Below are 16,774 nucleotides of genomic sequence, written 5' to 3' on the forward strand. Positions count from 1 at the left end.
CTGCCATGAAGCACACCCGCGCCACCGCCCTGCTCGCCTTCTCCGCCTCGCTGCTGGCCACCGCCGTCAGCGCCGCCCCCAGCGTGTTCCCCACCGGGGTGACGCGCTACGACCCGCAGAAAGCCTTCAACCAGTACGTGATCTTCAGCGGCGCCGACAACCGGACGCACCTGATCGACATGAACGGCAACGAGGTGAAGCGCTGGGACCGCCCCGGCTTCCCCTCGGCCATCCTCGACCCGAAACTCGCCAATGGCGAACGCGGCCACGTGCTGCTGCAGACCGCCGACCTGGCCGACCCGGGCAAGCTCTCCTCGGCCGGCAACGGCCTGCGCAACCAGGCCGTGGGCGAGCTGGACTGGGCCGGCAAGACCGTCTGGCAATGGGGCGACCAGGCCCCCGGCGGCGCCGCCCGCCAGCACCACGACCTGCGCCGGCTGGCCAACGGCAACACCCTGGTGCTGGCCAACCGCGTGCACGCGGTGAAGGGCTTCGAGGTGCCGGAGGTGATCGACGACGTGATCTACGAGGTCACCCCGCAAGGCAAGGTGGCCTGGAGCTGGACCGCCTCCGAGCACCTGCACGAGTTCGGCTTCAGCGCCGAGCAGCTCAAGCTGGTGCACGGCACCAAGAACCCCGACTACCTGCACATCAACAACCTCGCGCCGCTGGGCCCGAACCGCTGGTACGCCGCCGGCGACAAGCGCTTCGCCCCGGACAACCTGCTGTTCGATTCGCGCAACGCCAACTTCATCGCCATCATCGACAAGGCCAGCGGCAAGGTGGCCTGGCGCCTGGGCCCGAACCTGCCGCCGATCGACCCGCGCAACGCGCAGAAGCTGCCGCGCCCGGTGGACCAGATCAGCGGCCAGCACGACGCCCACCTCATCCCCGAGGGCCTGCCGGGCGCCGGCAACCTGCTGGTGTTCGACAACCAGGGCGACGCCGGCTACCCCTCGGTGCAGCGCGGGGTGATCTCCGGCTCGCGGGTGCTGGAGATCGACCCGCTGAAGAACCAGATCGTCTGGCAGTACACCGCGGAAAGCTCGAAGCAGCCGGGCTGGGCCTTCTTCAGCTCGTTCATCAGCAGCGCCCGGCGCCTGCCCAACGGCAACACGCTGATCGACGAGGGGCAGAACGGCCGCTTCTTCCAGGTCACCTCGGCGGGCGAGATCGTCTGGGAATACGTCAGCCCCTACTTCGGCAAGGCGCCGCTGGGCGACGCCATCAGCAACTGGGTGTACCGCGCCTTGCCGGTGGACTACAGCTGGGTGCCCGAAGGCACGCCGCGCGAGGAAAAGGCAGTGCAGGCCGCGGTGCCGGGCGCGCCGGCCGTCACCGCGGCGCGCTGAGCCGCGGCGGGAGCCCTGTCGCGATGCCTGAGGATCGGCGCGGCCGGGGGGCATCGCGGACGGAGTCCGCTCCTGCATCCGTGCATCCTGGAACCGTAGGAGCGGACTCCGTCCGCGATTCGGCGGATAACGCCGTAGGCGTTATGCGCCCTACGGGGAGCCCGGGAGCTTCGTGGTTTCGCATCGCACCGGACGGTCCCCTCATCAGCCGGCAAACTCGTAGGGCGAATAACCGTTCGCGGTTATCCGCCGTCGGCCGTGCCACCGGGGCGTCCGGCGTGGCCGGTGAATCCAATCGCGGCCGGAGTCCGCTCCTACGACCGTGCCTCCTGGAGCCGTAGGAGGACTCCGTCCGCGATCTGGCGCCTTCACCCCCGGCTCGCCAGGCGGTACTGCTCCGGCGTGGTGCCGGCCTGGCGGCGGAACATGGCGATGAACGCCGAGGCGCTGCTGTAGCCCAGGTCGAAGGCGATCTCCTGCACCCCGCGCCCGGCTTCCAGCGCCTCGATAGCGGCGAGGAAGCGCAGGCGCTGGCGCCATTCGCCGAAGCTCATGCCCAGCTCGCGCTGGCACATGCGCGCCAGGGTGCGCTCGGTGCTGTGCACCTGCCTGGCCCAGTCGGCCAGGGCGCGGTTGTCGCCGGGCTCGGCCTGCAGCGCGGCGAGCAGCTCGCCCAGTTGTGCGCTCTGGGCGAACGGCAGGTAGTCCTCGCGGCAGGGCGAGGCCTTCAGCTGGTCCAGCACCACCTGGGCCAGGCGCCGGTCGGCCGCGCTCTCGGGGATGTTCACCCCGCGCGCGGCGAAGTCGTTGAGGATGGCCTTGAGGATGTCGCCGATCTGCAGCGTGCAGGGCGAGGCCGGCAGTTGGCGGGCCAGCTCGGCGCTGACGTACAGCGAGCGGTAGACGATGGCCTCGCGGTTGTAGCAGCCGTGCTCCACGCCCGGCGGCACCCACACCGCGTACTGCGGCGGCGAGAGGAAGCGCTGGCCGCCGACGTCCAGCTGCATCACCCCGTGGGAGGCGTAGTTGAGCTGGCCCCAGGGGTGGCTGTGGGGCGCCGAATGGGTGTCGGCGCCGAACTCGTCGTAGCGGAAGTACAAGGGCGCCGGCAGGGCCTGGTGGTCCGGCAGCGGCAGGGGGATGTATTTCTTCGTGGGCATGTCCGGATGGCGCGGCGAGTTGTCCGGAACGAAGTATAAGCGCCAATCCGGACGGCGGGACAATGGCGCCCGTCCTTCAGAGATGTCCGCTGCAATGACTTATTTCTTCCCGCTCTTCGCCGTGCTCGTATGGGCCGGCAACACCGTGGTCAACAAGCTCGCCGTGGGCCGCATCGCCCCGGCCGAGATCGGCTTCTTCCGCTGGCTGGTGGTGGCCGTGCTGCTCACGCCCTTCGTGCTGCGCCCGCTGCTGGCGCGGCGCGCCGAGATAGCGCCGCTGCTGCCGAAGATCGTCGCGCTGGGCCTGCTGGGCATGGCCGTGTACCAGAGCCTGGCCTACTACGCCGCGGCGCTGACCAGCGCCACCAACATGGGCATCATCCTCGCGCTGATGCCGCTGATGTCCATGGGCCTGGCCAGCGCCCTGCTCGGCCAGCGGCTCAATGCCGGCGGCGTGCTCGGCTCGCTGCTGTCGCTGCTGGGCGTGCTGCTGGTGATCGCCCATGGCGAACTGGGCAGCCTGCTGCACCAGGGCATCGGCCTGGGCGACGGCATGATGCTGGTGGCCACCCTCGCCTACGGCCTGTACGGCGTGCTGCTGAAGAAATGGCAGGTGCGCCTGCCGGGGCTGCAGCTGCTGTACCTGCAGGTGCTGGTGGCGGTGCTGGCGATGCTGCCGATGTACCTGCTCTCGCCGCACCACGGCCTGGACGCCGGCAACCTGCCGCTGGTGGCCTACGCCGGCCTGCTGGCCTCCATAGTCGCGCCCCTGGCGTGGATGCGCGGCGTGCAGGAGATGGGGCCGAACCGCATGGCGCTGTTCTTCAACCTGCTGCCGCTGGTGACCGCGGCCATCGCCGCGGTGATCCTCGACGAGCGCCTGGGCGTGCACCACCTGTACGGCGGCGCCCTGACCCTGGCCGGGGTGCTTCTTGCCGAACGTTGGCGGCCTCGGCCGGCGGCGGGTCTGGCTGCCGACTGAGGCCTATCGCGGATGAATCCGCTCCTACAGGTGCCTCCCGGAAACCTGTAGGAGCGGGCCCTGCCCGCGATTTCGCGCGCAGGGCGCGCTCCTACACGAGGGTTCGGAGTAGGGACAACTATCTTGCGCGGGGTGCTCTTCGTAGGAGCGAGCTTGCTCGCGAACCAGCCCCGCTGCGGAATCTGTTCGCGAGCAAGCTCGCTCCTACAGGTCGGCCTCCGACACCAACGTGGCCACCAGTTCCGCCGCCGGCAGCTCGCGGGCCAGGGGCGCGCCCTGGCCGGCCCATTGCACGGCGAAGTCGCCGTTGCCCGCGGCCTGGGCCGCGGCGACCAGCGCCTTGGTGGCGTCGTAGACCATGGGGTAGTCCGGCAGCGCCGGGGCATCGGCGCGCTGCAGGTCGCTGAACAGGCGGTTGGGCAGGCCGCGCGCCGGGCGCCCGGAAATCGCTGCCGTGACTTCGGTGCGCCAGGCCCGCTCGCTGCGCAGCGCCGCACGGTAGGCGGCGTTGGCCGAGGACTCCGGGCAGGCGACGAAGGCCGTGCCCATCTGCACCGCCTGGGCCCCCAGTTCGAAGGCGGCGCGGATGCCGCGGCCGTCCATGATGCCGCCGGCGGCGATCACCGGGATCTCCAGCGCCGGCACCAGGCTGCCGACCAGCGCCAGGGAGCCGATGCGGTCATCGTGCTCGCGGTCGAAGATGCCGCGGTGGCCACCCGCCTCGTAGCCCTGGGCGACCACCGCATGTAGCCCTGCGGCCTCGATGGCGCGGGCCTCCGCCAGGTGGGTGGCGCAGCCCAGCAGGACGATGCCGGCGGCCTTCAGCCGGTCGATCCAGCCCTGTCCGGGCAGGCCGAAGTGGAAGCTGACCACCGCCGGGCGCTCTTCCAGCAGCACCTCCAGCATCTGCGGGTCGTCGACGAAGCTGCGGTAGATCTCCCGCAGCGCCGCCGGCGGCTCGCCGCCCAGCTCCTCGAACAGCGGCCGCAGGTGTTCCAGCCAGGCCGCCTCGCGGGCGGCATCGGCGCGGCCCGGGCGATGGCAGAAGAAGTTGTAGTTCACCGGCTTGCTGCTCAGCGCGCGGACCTGGGCGATCAGCTCGCGGGCCTGGGCCGGGGTGCTGGCGCCCAGGCCGATGGAGCCCAGGGCGCCGGCGTTGGACACCGCGGCGGCCAGCGCCGGGGTGGAAACGCCGACCATGGGCGCCTGGATGATGGGGTGGTCGACGCCGAGCAGTTCGCGAAGGGACATGGCGATGATCTCTTGGGGTGATCGATGGTTGACTTAAAATCTCATACAGAGAATATTCTGCGCAATACATTCTCAAGCAGAGATCACCGATGGACCTTTCCAGCCTGGAAATCTTCCGCTGCGTCGCCGAGGAGCAGAGCGTGACCCGCGCCGCCGCGCGCCTGCAGCGGGTGCAATCGAACGTCACCACGCGCATCCGCCAGCTGGAGGAAGACCTGGGCGTGGCGCTGTTCCTGCGCGACGGCAAGCGCATGGCGCTGACCGACCAGGGCCGCGACTTCCTCGCCTATGCCGGGCAGCTCCTGGCCCTGGCCGCCGAGGCGCGGCAGTCGCTGCACCCGCGGGAGGCCAGCGGCAGCCTGCGCCTGGGCAGCATGGAAAGCACCGCCGCCAGCCGCCTGCCCGGGCCGCTGGCGAGCTTCCACAAGGCCTGCCCGCAGGTGCAGCTGGAAGTCGGCACCGGCACCAGCCAGGCGCTGGTGGACGGCGTGCTGTCGCGGCGCCTGGATTGCGCGCTCATCGCCCACCCCGATGCCCTGCGCGCCGAACCCGGCTTCGCGGCGGCCCTGGAGCGCGGCCTGCAGGGCGAGGCGGTGTTCCGCGAGGAACTGCTGCTGGCCCTGCCCGGCTGCCACCCGCCGGTGCGCGGGCCCGGCGATGTGAAGGTGCGCAGCCTGGCCGGCTTCGCCCGCGGCTGCACCTACCGGCAGATCGCCGAGGACTGGCTGAACGCCGAGGGGCCGCGCGTGCAGGTGCAGGAGGTGGGCTCCTACCATGCCATCCTCGCCTGCGTCGCCGCCGGTTCCTGCGTCGGCATCCTGCCGCGCTCGCTGCTCGACCTGCAGCGCGAGCCCCCGGCGGTGCAACTGCTGCCGCTGATGACCGTGGACACCCTGCTGGTCTGGCGCGAAGGCTACGCCACCGGCGCCTTCGCACGCTTCCGCGAAAGCCTGGAGGCCGCCTCATGAACTCGCGCAGGGAACTCGCGCTGGCGCTGAGCGCCGCGCTCATCCTGGCCATCGGCATGGGCTTCGGCCGCTTCGCCTTCACCGGGCTCTACCCGCTGATGGTCGGCGAAGGCGTGCTGAGCGTGAACGGCGGCTCCCTGGCGGCCTCGGCCAACTACGCCGGCTACCTGCTCGGCGCGCTGGCCCTGGCGCGCAGCCCGGAACGCCTGGCGCCGCTACTGTGCCGGGTCGCGCTGCTGGGCACCCTGCTGGGGCTGGCGGCCATGGCCGTGCCGGCGCCGGCCTGGTTCGCCATCGGCGTGCGCCTGCTGGCCGGGGTGCTCAGCGCCGTGGCCCTGGTGGGCGCCTCGGTGTGGCTGCTGCACGTGATGCAGCAGCACCGCGGCGCGCCGCTGATGTTCTCCGGCGTGGGCGTGGGCATCCTGCTGTCCGCCGAGCTGATCGCCGGCGGCCATGGCGCGGGCCTGGGCAGCCCGGCGATCTGGCTGCTGCTGGCCGGCGCCGGGGCCGTCCTCGCCCTGCTGGCCTGGCCGGCGCTGGGCCGCCCGGCGGCCGCCGGCACGCTCCACGCCCCGGCGCAGGCACCGGCGTTCGCGCCCATGCCGGCGGCGAGCCTGCTGCTGATCTACGGCCTGGCCGGCTTCGGCTACATCATCACCGCCACCTACCTGCCGCTGCTGATGCGCGGCGGCGCGCTGTCGCCGCTACAGGCCTGGGCGGTGTTCGGCCTGGCGGCGGCGCCGTCGTGCTTCTTCTGGCACTGGCTGCACCTGCGCCTGGGCACGCGCCGGGCGCTGGCGGCGAACCTGCTGGTCCAGGCGCTGGGGGTGATCCTGCCGGTGCTGCAGCACAGCGCCCCGGCCTACCTGGCCAGCGCCCTGCTGGTGGGCGGCACCTTCATGGGCACGCCGACCATCGCCCTGCCCGCCGCGCGCCTGGCGGCGGCGAAGGTGCGCTTCAACATGCTGGCGGCCATGACCGCGGTATACGGCGTGGGGCAGATCGTCGGGCCGCTGGCCTCCAGCGCGCTCTACCACCTGGACGGCAGCTTCAGCCCGGCGCTGCTGGCGGCCGGCGCCGCCCTGCTGCTGGGGGCGGCCTGCACCTGGCAGCCGGCGCGGGCCGCCGCAAGCTGCCCGCGCTGAGCCTCAGGCGTCGCCCTGGCGCTGGCGCTTGCGGTGCTCGGCGACCTTGTGGCGGTTGCCGCACAGGGCCATGCTGCACCAGCGCCGGCGGTGCGACTTGGTGCGGTCATAGAACCACAGGGTGCAGTCCGGGTGCTCGCACACGCGGACCAGCTCGAAATCCCCTTCGGCAAGCAACTGCGCGCCCTGCTCCGCCAGCGGCGCCAGCAGCCATTCGGCGCCGGGCTTCACGGCCTGGTGGCGCAGGTGCGCGCCCTGCCCGTCCCAATCCAACTGCGGATAGCTGGCGACCTTGCACAGGAAGGCATTGAAGCGCGCCGGGTCGGCCGGCTCGCCACGCTTGCGCTTGCCCACCAGCTCGCGCAGGGTCTCGCGCAGCTCGATGGCGGCGGCCAGCAGCTCACCCTCGGCGAATTCCGCGCCCTCCGCCGGCAGGCCCACCAGGCGCAGCCAGTGCTGCACATCGGCGTCGCTGTGCCAGGCGTCGGAGACCGACAGGGCCGCGGCATCGGCGCGGCTCAGGCTGTTGAGCAGGTCCAGCACCGGGTGGTCGGCGAGGATGTAGGGCGGTTGGGGGGTGGTTTCGCGCATGCTCGCTCCGGGGTCGGGTGTCGAAGCCCATGGTAACCCTCGTCCAGGCGTTTTCAAGTTACAGCATCGGGCGACTGGCGGGCCGCGCCAGCCTGGCCAAGACTGTTCAGTCCCCTTCCCTGATCAGGAGCCCTGCCATGTCCATCGACAACGTGCTGTACCGCGCCTACGCCGAAGCCACCGGTGGCCGCGAGGGCCGCGCCATTTCCTCCGACGGCGTGCTCGACGTGGAGCTGACCACGCCCAAGGAACTGGGCGGCAACGGCGAGCGCGGCACCAACCCGGAGCAGCTGTTCGCCGCCGGCTACTCGGCGTGCTTCCTCGGCGCCATGAAGTTCGTCGCCGCCCGCGACAAGCTGGCGATACCCAAGGACCCGTCCATCGAAGGCGTGGTCGGCATCGGCCCGGTGCCCACCGGCTTCGCCATCGAGGTGGAACTGCGCATCTCCCTGCCCGGCCTGCCGCGCGACCAGGCGCAGACCCTGGTGGACCGCGCGCACATCGTCTGCCCCTACTCCAACGCCACCCGCGGCAACATCGACGTCACCCTGACCATCCTCGACTGAGCCCCGCCCCGGCTGCGGCGCCCGCCGCAGCCGCCCTTCCCCCTTCCCTGCCAAGGCCTATCCCGGATGCCGGGCTGCGCCTGTCCGGACGAACGGCCGTGTAACTCCTTAAGTAGTTATTGACAGGTTACAAGGTGAGCACAGAATACAACCTTTAGTAACCGTATAAACACGCTTAGAGAGTTACAGAGGTAACCCGCCATGTTCGCCCGACTGCTGCACCGGCTCTTCCCGCACCCCGCCGAAAAGGACCTGGACCGCTGGGCCGACGACCTCGCCGCCGAACGCCGCTGGCGCGCCAGCCCGGCCGCGCGGGCCCGCTACTACGCCCTGCCCGGCAGCCTGCCGCGGCAACCCCGGCGGCGCTAGAGCGCCGGCAACTGGCGGAAGCTCACCGCCAGGCGGTTCCAGCAGTTGATGGCGGAAATGGCCACGGTCAGGTCCACCGCCTCGCGCTCGTCGAACTGGCTGCGCAGTTGCTGGTAGACCTCGTCGGGCACGTTGGACTGCGACAGCAGCGTCACCGACTCGCACCAGGCCAGCGCGGCCCGCTCGCGCTCAGTGAAGAAGGGCGAGTCGCGCCACACCGCCACCGCGTACAGGCGCCGCTCCGACTCGCCGCTGCGCCGCGCCTCCAGGGCGTGCATGTCGGCGCAGAACGCGCAGTTGTTGACCTGCGAGACGCGCACCTTGACCAGCTCCAGCAAGGGCTTCTCGATGGACAGGTCAAAGGTCGCCGCCTCCAGCGCCAGGATCGCCTTGAGCGCCTCCGGCGAGGCCGTGTAGTAGTCCAGGCGTGGTTCCATGGCGGATTCCTCGGAAGTGGATGAAGGCCATTCTGCCGGGCGCGTGGCTGCGCCAGGGTGGCCAATCGGACGAAAAACACCTACGCAACTTCGCACCCACGCCAGCCGCTGGCTACTCTTGCGCCAATACAGAGCGGGCGCGGAGAGGCATTCATGGAGTTGCACATCGTCATCCAGGGCCAGAAGGACCTTGGCGGGCAACTCTACGCGCAGCTGCGCGAGGCCATCGACAGCGGGCGCCTGGCCGCCGGCGCGCGGCTGCCGCCCAGCCGCCTGCTGGCCGAGCAGTTGGGCCTGTCGCGCAAGACGGTGTCGGACATCTACGCCCAGCTCACCTACGAGGGCCTGCTGGTCGGCCGCGTCGGCAGCGGCACCTTCGTCAACGCCCGGGCGCCGCGCCACGAGCGGCGCCCGCAGGCCATCCGCTACGCCGCCCAGGACGCCATCGACACCTGGCAGGCGCTGCAGACGCGCATCGTCCATCCCCACGCCGGCGCCACCCTGCGCGCCGATTTCCTCGGCGGAGCCAGCAGCCTCGCCAGCTTCCCCCACGAGGACTGGCGCCGCTGCGTGCACTTCGCCCTGCGCCAGATGCAGGGCCCGCGGGCGGTCTACTCGCAACCCGAGGGCCTGCCCAGCCTGCGCGACGCCATCGCCCGGCACATCGCCTACAGCCGTGGCGTGCAGTGCCGCGACGAGGACATCATCGTCTGCAACGGCGCCCAGCAGGCCCTCGACCTGCTGGCCCGGGTGCTGGTGCGCCCCGGCACCCGGGTGGCCATGGAGGACCCCGGCTACCCGCCGGCGCGCCTGCAGTTCGCCATGCAGGGCGCGGAGATCGCCAGCGTGCCGGTGGACGCCGAGGGCCTGTGCGTGGAGCGCATTCCCGACGGCACCCAGCTGATCTACTGCACCCCGGCGCACCAGTTCCCGCTGGGCATGCCCATGGGCGAGGCGCGCCGCCAGGCCCTGCTGGCGCGCGCCGCCGAGCTGGGCGCGGTGATAATCGAGGACGACTACGACAGCGAGTTCCGCTACGCGGGCCGCCCCCACGAGACGCTGCACAGCCTCGACCGCCAGGGCCTGGTGGCCTACGTCGGGACCTTCTCCAAGACGCTGCTGCCGGAGCTGCGCCTGGGCTACCTGGTGGTGCCGCCGGGCCTGCGCCCGGCGCTGCTGCGCGCCCGCCAGCTGAACGACTGGCACAGCTCGACCCTGGCGCAGTGGGCGCTGGCGAAGTTCATCGGCGACGGCTGCTTGCTCAAGCACATCCGCCGCTGCCACGGCATCTACGCCAGCCGCCGCGAACGCATCCTGGCGCGGGTCGAGGGCGACCTGGCGCCCTGGCTGCAGGCGGTGCCGTCCAACGCCGGCTTCCACCTGGCGCTGCTGTTCCGGGTGCCGGTGAAGCTGCCGCTGCTGGTGGAGCTGGCGCGCAAGCTGGAAGTGGGCATCTACCCGCTGGACGGCTTCTACCACCGGGAGGAAGTGCGCCAAGGCCTGCTGATGGGCTTCGGCGCCATCGAGACGCTGGACATCGACCCGGCGCTGGACAAGCTGCGCGACCTGCTCCGGCAGATCGCCTGAAGCCACGCAGCCGCGCGCCTCAGAAGGCCGAGCGCACCACCCCGCCGTCGGCGCGCAGGGCCGCGCCGTTGGTGGCCGAGGACGCCTCGGAGCAGACGTAGACCACCAGGTTGGCCACCTCCTCGGGCGTGGTGAAGCGTTTGAGCAGCGAACTGGGCCGCGCGCTGCGGAAGAACTCCGCCTCGAACTCGGCGAAGGGCTTGCCACCGGACAGCTTGCCGACGAACTCGTCGACACCCTCGGAATGGGTCGGCCCCGGCAGCACCGCGTTGACCGTCACCCCGGTGCCCGCGCAGTCCTCGGCCAGGCCGCGGGACAGGCCGAGCTGGGCGGTCTTGGTGACGCCGTAGTGGATCATCTCCACCGGGATCTGCACGCCGCTCTCGCTGCTGATGAACACCACCCGCCCCCAGTTGCGCTGCTTCATGCCCGGCAGGTAGGCGCGGCTCAGGCGCACGCCGGACAGCAGGTTGACCTGCAGGAAGCGCTCCCAGTCCGCGTCGGGGATTTCCGCGAAGGGCTTGGGATCGAAGATGCCCAGGTTGTTCACCAGCACGTCCACCTGCGGATAGCGGCCCACCAGTTCGGCGATGGCGGCAGGTTGCGACAGGTCGCCGGCGAAGCCTTCGACGCGGGCGTCGGGCTGCCGCTCGCGCAGCCTGGCCAGGGCGTCGTCCACGGAGGCCTGGGTGCGGCCGTTGAGGATGACCCGCGCGCCCTCGCGGGCCAGGCCCTGGACGATGGCGAAACCGATGCCGCGGGTGGAGCCGCTGACCAGGGCGAGCTTGTCTTGCAGGTTGAAGTTCATGGTGCTGCTCCCGAACGGATTCTCGAGACGGAGGAAAGGACCGGACCCAGCAGCCTAGGCGCAACCGGCGGCCGCGTCCAAGCGACGGGGCGGATTGGACTGCCGGTTTTACCGCGGATTGTCCGTTATCCCCTGCCTGGCCGCCGCCTAGTATCCGCTTCACGAAATCCTTTCCCTTCCCTGGAGTCCCGCCATGCAACAACGCATCCTCGTCATCGGTTCCGGCTTCGCCGGCATGTGGGCCGCGCTGGCCGCCGCCCGCGTCCTCGACCAGCACGGCCGCAGCGCCGAAGTGGAAATCGCGCTGATTTCCCCCGAGCCCGTGCTGCACCTGCGCCCGCGCCTGCACGAGGCGGCGCCGGCCGGCATGACCACGCCGCTGCTGCCGCTGTTCGAGGCCGCCGGGGTGCGCTACCTGCAGGGCAGCGTCGAGCGCATCCACACCGGCGACCGCAGCGTCGAGGCCGTCGACGCCCACGGCGAACGCTTCACCCTCGCCTACGACCGCCTGGTGCTGACCACCGGCAGCCGCCTGTTCCGCCCGGCCATTGCGGGCCTGGCCGAGCACGCCTTCAGCATCGACCAGACCGACGAGGCCAGCGCCCTGGACGTGCACCTGGCGCGCCTGGCCGACCTGCCGCCGAGCGACGCGCGCAACACCGTGGTGGTGGCCGGCGGCGGCTTCACCGGCATCGAGATCGCCTGCGAGCTGCCCGCGCGGGTACGCCGCGTGCTCGGCGACGACGCCGAGGTGCGCGTGGTGATGGTCGAGCGCAGCCACGTGGTCGGCCCCGATCTGGGCCCCGGCCCGCGCCCGGTGATCGAGCAGGCCCTGGACGAACTGGGCGTGGTGCGCTTCCTCGGCGCCGCGGTCGAGGCCATCGATGCCAACGGCCTGACCACCGCCACCGGCGAGCGCATCGAGGCCAGGACGGTGATCTGGACCGCCGGCATGCGCGCCAGCCCGCTGACCGAGCAGGTCCCCGGCGAACGCGACGCCCTGGGCCGCCTGCACGTGGAGCGCGACCTGCGGGTCAAGGGCGCGGACGGCGTGTTCGCCGCCGGCGACGTGGCCCTGGCCCAGGTCGACGACCAGGGCAACCACGCCCTGATGTCCTGCCAGCACGCGATGAACATGGGCCGCAGCGCCGGCCACAACGTCGCCGCCGACCTGCTCGGCCTGCCCACCCAGGCCTACAGCCAGCCGGTCTACGTCACCTGCCTCGACCTGGGTCCCTGGGGCGCGGTCTACACCGAGGGCTGGGAACGCCAGGTCAAGCTGCAGGGCGCCGAGGCCAAGGCCCTCAAGCGCCGGATCAACACCGAATGGATCTACCCGCCCCAGCCCAGCCGCAAGGCCGCCCTGGAAGCCGCCGACCCGCAACGGGTGGTGGTGGCGTAGGGCGTATGACCGTTCGCGGTTATACGCCGCTACACCCATGCCATTCACCGACGCCATGGTCGGGCCTGGACTGCGCTTCCGGCCATGGCGATGGGTATCGCTTCGCTCCACCCATCCTACGGGAACCCAGAAAACAGCGTAGGACCTTGTCCGCGATAGCGGGAGGTTCCGGCGCGATTCGCGGATGAGATCCGCTCCTACGCCGCCCCCCCCCACACCATTCCCTGTAGGAGCGCGCCCTGCGCGCGAATCGCGGGCAGGGCCCGCTCCTACAGGTTGGCCGTCGCAACGGTGCCCGGGCCAACGGCGGATAACCGCGAACGGTTATTCGCCCTACGCTCGGGCGCAACTGTCTCGCAGGCTGCGCCGAGGGCTCTTCGTAGGATGGGTTGAGCCTTGGCGAAACCCATGCGGCCATGGTGATGGGTATCGCTCAACCCATCCTACGACGGTGTTCCTCCTCCACCTTGTAGGAGCGGACTCTGTCCGCGATTGCCGGGACCACCACGCCACTCCATCGGGGCGTCTCGTAAACCGCACCCATGAAAAAGGCCCGGGCACCGCAAGGTGCCCGGGCCTCTGCCAGCGGCGGCTGTCTGCGTGGTTACGGCATGACCGGCGGCAGGTACTGCAGGGTGGTCCCCAGCGCCCAGAGCAGGAACAGCACCAGGGGGATGTGCACCAGCAGCTGGACGAAGGAGAAGCCGATCAGGTCGCGGGCCTTCAGGCCCAGCACGCCGAGCAGCGGCAGCATGTAGAAGGGGTTGATCAGGTTCGGCAGCGCCTCGGCGGCGTTGTAGATCTGCACCGCCCAGCCCAGGTGGTAGTTCAGCTCGGTGGCCACCTGCATCACGTAGGGCGCCTCGATGATCCACTTGCCGCCGCCGGAGGGGATGAAGAAGCCCAGCACCGCGGAGTACACGCCCATCAGCAGCGCGTAGGTGTCGTGGGAGGCGATCTGCACGAAGAAGGTCGAGATGTGGTGCGCCACCGTGGCGCCGTCGGCGCCTTTCACCGTGGTCATGATGGCGGCGATGGAGCCGTACAGCGGGAACTGGATCAGCACCCCGGTGGTGGTCGGCACCGCGCGGGCCACGGCGTCGAGGAAGTTGCGCGGACGCCAGTGCAGCAGCGCGCCGACCATCAGGAACAGCAGGTTGTAGGTGTTCAGTCCGGAAATGGCGAGGATCGCCGGCTTGGTGGCGAACTCGTGGAACAGCCAGCCGGCCGCCAGGGCCACCAGCAGCAGGATCAGCAGCGGGCTGTGCTCCAGCCATTCGCCGGGGCGGCTGGGCTTGCTCATCTGCGGCGGGGTGAAGCTGACGTCGACGCCGCAGTCCTGGGCGTCACGGGCGTTGGACTCGCTCGGCGCGGTCATGTAGGCGATCACCACGGACACCACCACCAGCGCCAGCAGCATCAGGCCGGACTGCCAGAGGAAGATGGTCTCGGTGAAGGGGATCACCCCGGTGATGGCGAGGATCGACGGCGGCAGGCTGCCGGGGTTGGCCTGCAGCTGCGCGGCGGAAGACGACAGGCCCAGCGCCCAGACGGCGCCCAGGCCCAGGTAGGCGGCGGCGCCGGCGGCGCGGTAGTCCATCTTCAGGTCCGTGCGGCGGGCCAGGGCGCGCACCAGCAGGCCGCCGAAGACCAGGCTCAGGCCCCAGTTGAGCAGCGAGGCGAGCATCGACACCACGGCCACCCAGGCCACCGCCGAGCGGCCGTTCTTCGGCACCCGCGCCAGCAGCGCGATCAGCCGCGAGGCCGGGCCGGAGCTGGCCACCACGTAGCCGCCGATGACCACGAAGGCCATCTGCATGGTGAAGGGGATCAGGCTCCAGAAGCCGTCGCCGAAGGCCTTGGCGGTCTCGCCGGGGGCCGCGCCCATGGCCAGGGTGGCCACGGCCACGATCAGCACCGCCAGGGTGGCGAACACCCAGGAGTCGGGGAACCAGCGCTCGGCCCAGGCCGAGCAGGCCATGGCGAAGCGCGCGGAACGGCTTTCCTGCAGTTGCAGTTTCGCGTTCATTTTTTCCTACCTCGATTTATTGGAGTTATTTTTCTTTGTAACGCCGAACGCCCCGGAGTTCGTCCGGGGCGTCCGTCACGCAGGCACGCGGGGCTCGGTCAGTCGCGGACCAGGGCCAGGGCCACGCCCTGGCCACCGCCGATGCAGAGGGTGGCGAGGCCCTTCTTCGCATCGCGGCGGAGCATTTCGTGCAGCAGGCTGACCAGCACGCGGCAGCCCGAGGCACCGATGGGGTGGCCCAGGGCGATGGCGCCGCCATTGACGTTGACCTTGGCGGCGTCCCAGCCCAGCTCCTGGCCCACCGCCAGGGCCTGGGCGGCGAAGGCCTCGTTGGCCTCGATCAGGTCCAGCTCGCCCAACTGCCAGCCGGCCTTGTCCAGGCAACGGCGGGTGGCGGAGACCGGGCCGATGCCCATGATCGCCGGGTCGACGCCGGCGCTGGCGTAGGCAGCGATGCGCGCCAGCACCGGCAGGCCCAGCGCCTTGGCCTTGGCGGCGCTCATCAGCAGCACGGCGGCGGCGCCGTCGTTGAGGCTGGAGGCGTTGCCGGCGGTGACGCTGCCGTCCTTCCTGAACGCCGGCTTGAGCTTGGCCAGGGCCTCGGCGGTGGTGCCGGCGCGCGGCTGCTCGTCGGTGTCGAAGGTCAGCGCCTCGCCCTTGCGCTGCGGGATGCTCACCGGGACGATCTCGTCACGGAAGCGCCCGGCCTCGATGGCGGCCACGGCCTTCTGCTGCGAGGCGGCGGCGAAGGCGTCCTGCGCCTCGCGGCCGATGCCGTACTTGTCCGCCAGGTTCTCGGCGGTGATACCCATGTGGTAGTCGTTGAAGGCGTCCCACAGGCCGTCGACGATCATGCTGTCGACCAGTTGCGCATGGCCCATGCGCAGGCCGGTGCGGGCCTTGGGCAGCACGTAGGGCGACAGGCTCATGTTCTCCTGGCCGCCGGCGATGACCACCTCGGCGTCGCCGCAGCGGATGGCCTGGGCCGCCAGGTGCAGGGCCTTGAGGCCGGAGCCGCAGACCTTGTTCAGCGTCAGCGCGGGCACCTCGTGGGGCAGCCCGGCGGCGATGGCGGCCTGGCGCGCCGGGTTCTGCCCGGCGCCGGCGGTGAGCACCTGGCCGAGGATGACCTCGTCCACCTGCTCGGGCTTGACGCCGCTGCGCTGCAGCAGCTCGCGGATGACGATGGCGCCCAGCTCGTGGGCGGGGATGTTCGCCAGGCTGCCCTGGAAGCTGCCGATGGCGGTACGGGTGGCGGCGACTATCACTACGTCTTGCATGATTGGCTCACTCCGGTGGCTTGGGCTGCCCTCTCCCCCCGCCCTCTCCCTGAAGGGAGAGGGAGCTGTCCGTGCCAGGATGACTCATGTGCTCATCCCGACTCCGAACCAGTCCCCTCTCCCGCTTGCGGGAGAGGGTTAGGGAGAGGGTGCTCTTGAAGCGTTGGATCAGAAGGTCATCTCTTTCACGTCGTCCGGCACGATCAGGCGCCCGGCGGTCTTCTCGGCGATCTCCTCGACGCTCACCCCCGGCGCGGTCTCGCGCAGGACGAAGGCGCCGTCCTCGATCTCCAGGTAGGCCAGGTCGGTGAGCACCTTGCGGATGCAGCCGGCGCCGGTCAGCGGCAGGCTGCAGCGGTCCAGCAGCTTGGACTCGCCGTCCTTGGAGGCGTGGGTCATGGTGACGATGATGTTGTCGGCGCCGGCCACTAGGTCCATGGCCCCGCCCATGCCCTTCACCAGCTTGCCGGGGATCATCCAGGAGGCGATGTTGCCCTGCACGTCCACCTCGAAGGCGCCGAGCACGGTGAGGTCGACGTGGCCGCCGCGGATCATCGCGAAGGACTCGGCGGAGGAGAAGATCGACGCGCCCTTCACGGCGGTCACGGTCTGCTTGCCGGCGTTGATCATGTCGGCGTCGAGGGTTTCCTCGGTGGGGAAGGCGCCCATGCCGAGCAGGCCGTTCTCCGACTGCAGCATCACTTCCATGCCCTCGGGCACGTAGTTGGCCACCAGGGTCGGGATGCCGATGCCGAGGTTGACGTAGTAGCCGTCCTTGAGTTCGCGCGCGACGCGCTGGGCCATCTGTTCGCGGGTCAGTGCCATGGTCTTGTCTCTCTTGTCCGGT

The 16,774-nt window shown here is 70.7% G+C and carries 16 protein-coding genes; 8 read left to right on the plus strand and 8 right to left on the minus strand.

Annotated elements, in window-relative coordinates; translation table 11 throughout:
• The first annotated feature begins 5 nt into the window (after positions 1-5).
• Positions 6-1,352 carry an aryl-sulfate sulfotransferase gene (locus VV867_RS15660; protein ID WP_109934834.1) on the plus strand — a complete coding sequence of 449 codons (1,347 nt, stop codon included), beginning with the start codon at positions 6-8 and terminating at the stop codon, positions 1,350-1,352.
• Positions 1,353-1,720: 368 nt separating this feature from the next.
• Here VV867_RS15660 and VV867_RS15665 read toward each other — a convergent pair whose 3' ends face one another.
• A complete protein-coding gene (locus tag VV867_RS15665; RefSeq protein ID WP_109934835.1) occupies positions 1,721-2,512 on the minus strand; it encodes an AraC family transcriptional regulator in 792 nt (263 codons plus the stop codon).
• A 94-nt stretch (positions 2,513-2,606) separates the two neighbouring features.
• On the opposite strand from VV867_RS15665, the gene VV867_RS15670 reads away from it, so the two are divergent.
• Entirely contained in the window at positions 2,607-3,494 is an 888-nt protein-coding gene (locus tag VV867_RS15670) for a DMT family transporter (protein WP_328566921.1), read from the plus strand.
• Between the two features lie 204 nt (positions 3,495-3,698).
• On the opposite strand, the gene VV867_RS15675 is transcribed toward VV867_RS15670, so the two are convergent.
• Entirely contained in the window at positions 3,699-4,745 is a 1,047-nt protein-coding gene (locus VV867_RS15675; RefSeq protein ID WP_328566922.1) for an NAD(P)H-dependent flavin oxidoreductase, read from the minus strand.
• 89 nt (positions 4,746-4,834) lie between these two features.
• On the opposite strand from VV867_RS15675, the gene VV867_RS15680 reads away from it, so the two are divergent.
• Together VV867_RS15680 and VV867_RS15685 are read left to right on the plus strand one after the other, a co-directional pair.
• Positions 4,835-5,713 carry a LysR family transcriptional regulator gene (locus VV867_RS15680; RefSeq protein WP_328566923.1) on the plus strand — a complete coding sequence of 293 codons (879 nt, stop codon included), beginning with the start codon at positions 4,835-4,837 and terminating at the stop codon, positions 5,711-5,713.
• Positions 5,710-6,858, plus strand: coding sequence for a YbfB/YjiJ family MFS transporter (locus VV867_RS15685; protein WP_328566924.1), 1,149 nt, complete (start codon positions 5,710-5,712; stop codon positions 6,856-6,858). Before VV867_RS15680 ends, VV867_RS15685 begins: the two co-directional genes overlap by 4 nt.
• 3 nt (positions 6,859-6,861) lie before the next feature.
• On the opposite strand, the gene VV867_RS15690 is transcribed toward VV867_RS15685, so the two are convergent.
• Complete coding sequence (locus tag VV867_RS15690; RefSeq protein WP_328566925.1) at positions 6,862-7,449, minus strand: CGNR zinc finger domain-containing protein; 588 nt, start codon at positions 7,447-7,449, stop codon at positions 6,862-6,864.
• A gap of 137 nt (positions 7,450-7,586) precedes the next feature.
• On the opposite strand from VV867_RS15690, the gene VV867_RS15695 reads away from it, so the two are divergent.
• Positions 7,587-8,015: an organic hydroperoxide resistance protein gene (locus tag VV867_RS15695; RefSeq protein WP_089393710.1), complete on the plus strand. Its 429-nt coding sequence runs from the start codon at positions 7,587-7,589 to the stop codon at positions 8,013-8,015.
• A 201-nt stretch (positions 8,016-8,216) separates the two neighbouring features.
• Positions 8,217-8,384, plus strand: a complete 168-nt coding sequence (locus tag VV867_RS15700; RefSeq protein WP_275630314.1) for a hypothetical protein — start codon at positions 8,217-8,219, stop codon at positions 8,382-8,384.
• Here the strand turns inward: VV867_RS15700 and VV867_RS15705 are convergent.
• Positions 8,381-8,821 (minus strand): carboxymuconolactone decarboxylase family protein, encoded by a 441-nt coding sequence (locus tag VV867_RS15705; protein ID WP_043314895.1) that lies wholly within the window; start codon positions 8,819-8,821, stop codon positions 8,381-8,383. The genes VV867_RS15700 and VV867_RS15705 overlap by 4 nt on opposite strands.
• A gap of 153 nt (positions 8,822-8,974) precedes the next feature.
• Between VV867_RS15705 and pdxR the strand changes: the two genes are divergently transcribed.
• Positions 8,975-10,408 carry a MocR-like pyridoxine biosynthesis transcription factor PdxR gene (gene pdxR / locus VV867_RS15710; protein ID WP_109934841.1) on the plus strand — a complete coding sequence of 478 codons (1,434 nt, stop codon included), beginning with the start codon at positions 8,975-8,977 and terminating at the stop codon, positions 10,406-10,408.
• A gap of 19 nt (positions 10,409-10,427) precedes the next feature.
• On the opposite strand, the gene VV867_RS15715 is transcribed toward pdxR, so the two are convergent.
• Entirely contained in the window at positions 10,428-11,216 is a 789-nt protein-coding gene (locus tag VV867_RS15715; protein ID WP_109934842.1) for an SDR family NAD(P)-dependent oxidoreductase, read from the minus strand.
• 193 nt (positions 11,217-11,409) lie between these two features.
• Between VV867_RS15715 and VV867_RS15720 the strand changes: the two genes are divergently transcribed.
• Entirely contained in the window at positions 11,410-12,618 is a 1,209-nt protein-coding gene (locus VV867_RS15720; RefSeq protein WP_275630315.1) for an NAD(P)/FAD-dependent oxidoreductase, read from the plus strand.
• Positions 12,619-13,222: 604 nt separating this feature from the next.
• Here VV867_RS15720 and VV867_RS15725 read toward each other — a convergent pair.
• From VV867_RS15725 to VV867_RS15735, 3 genes are all read right to left on the minus strand, one after another.
• Positions 13,223-14,647, minus strand: a complete 1,425-nt coding sequence (locus tag VV867_RS15725) for a short-chain fatty acid transporter (protein WP_109936735.1) — start codon at positions 14,645-14,647, stop codon at positions 13,223-13,225.
• A 98-nt stretch (positions 14,648-14,745) separates the two neighbouring features.
• On the minus strand, positions 14,746-15,927 hold the full coding sequence (locus VV867_RS15730) for an acetyl-CoA C-acetyltransferase (RefSeq protein ID WP_328566926.1): 1,182 nt from the start codon (positions 15,925-15,927) through the stop codon (positions 14,746-14,748).
• A gap of 168 nt (positions 15,928-16,095) precedes the next feature.
• A complete protein-coding gene (locus VV867_RS15735) occupies positions 16,096-16,752 on the minus strand; it encodes a CoA transferase subunit B (RefSeq protein ID WP_109936737.1) in 657 nt (218 codons plus the stop codon).
• Between the last annotated feature and the right edge of the window lie 22 nt (positions 16,753-16,774).

This window comes from Pseudomonas sp. JH-2 (assembly GCF_036231725.1).
GTDB lineage: Bacteria > Pseudomonadota > Gammaproteobacteria > Pseudomonadales > Pseudomonadaceae > Pseudomonas > Pseudomonas delhiensis.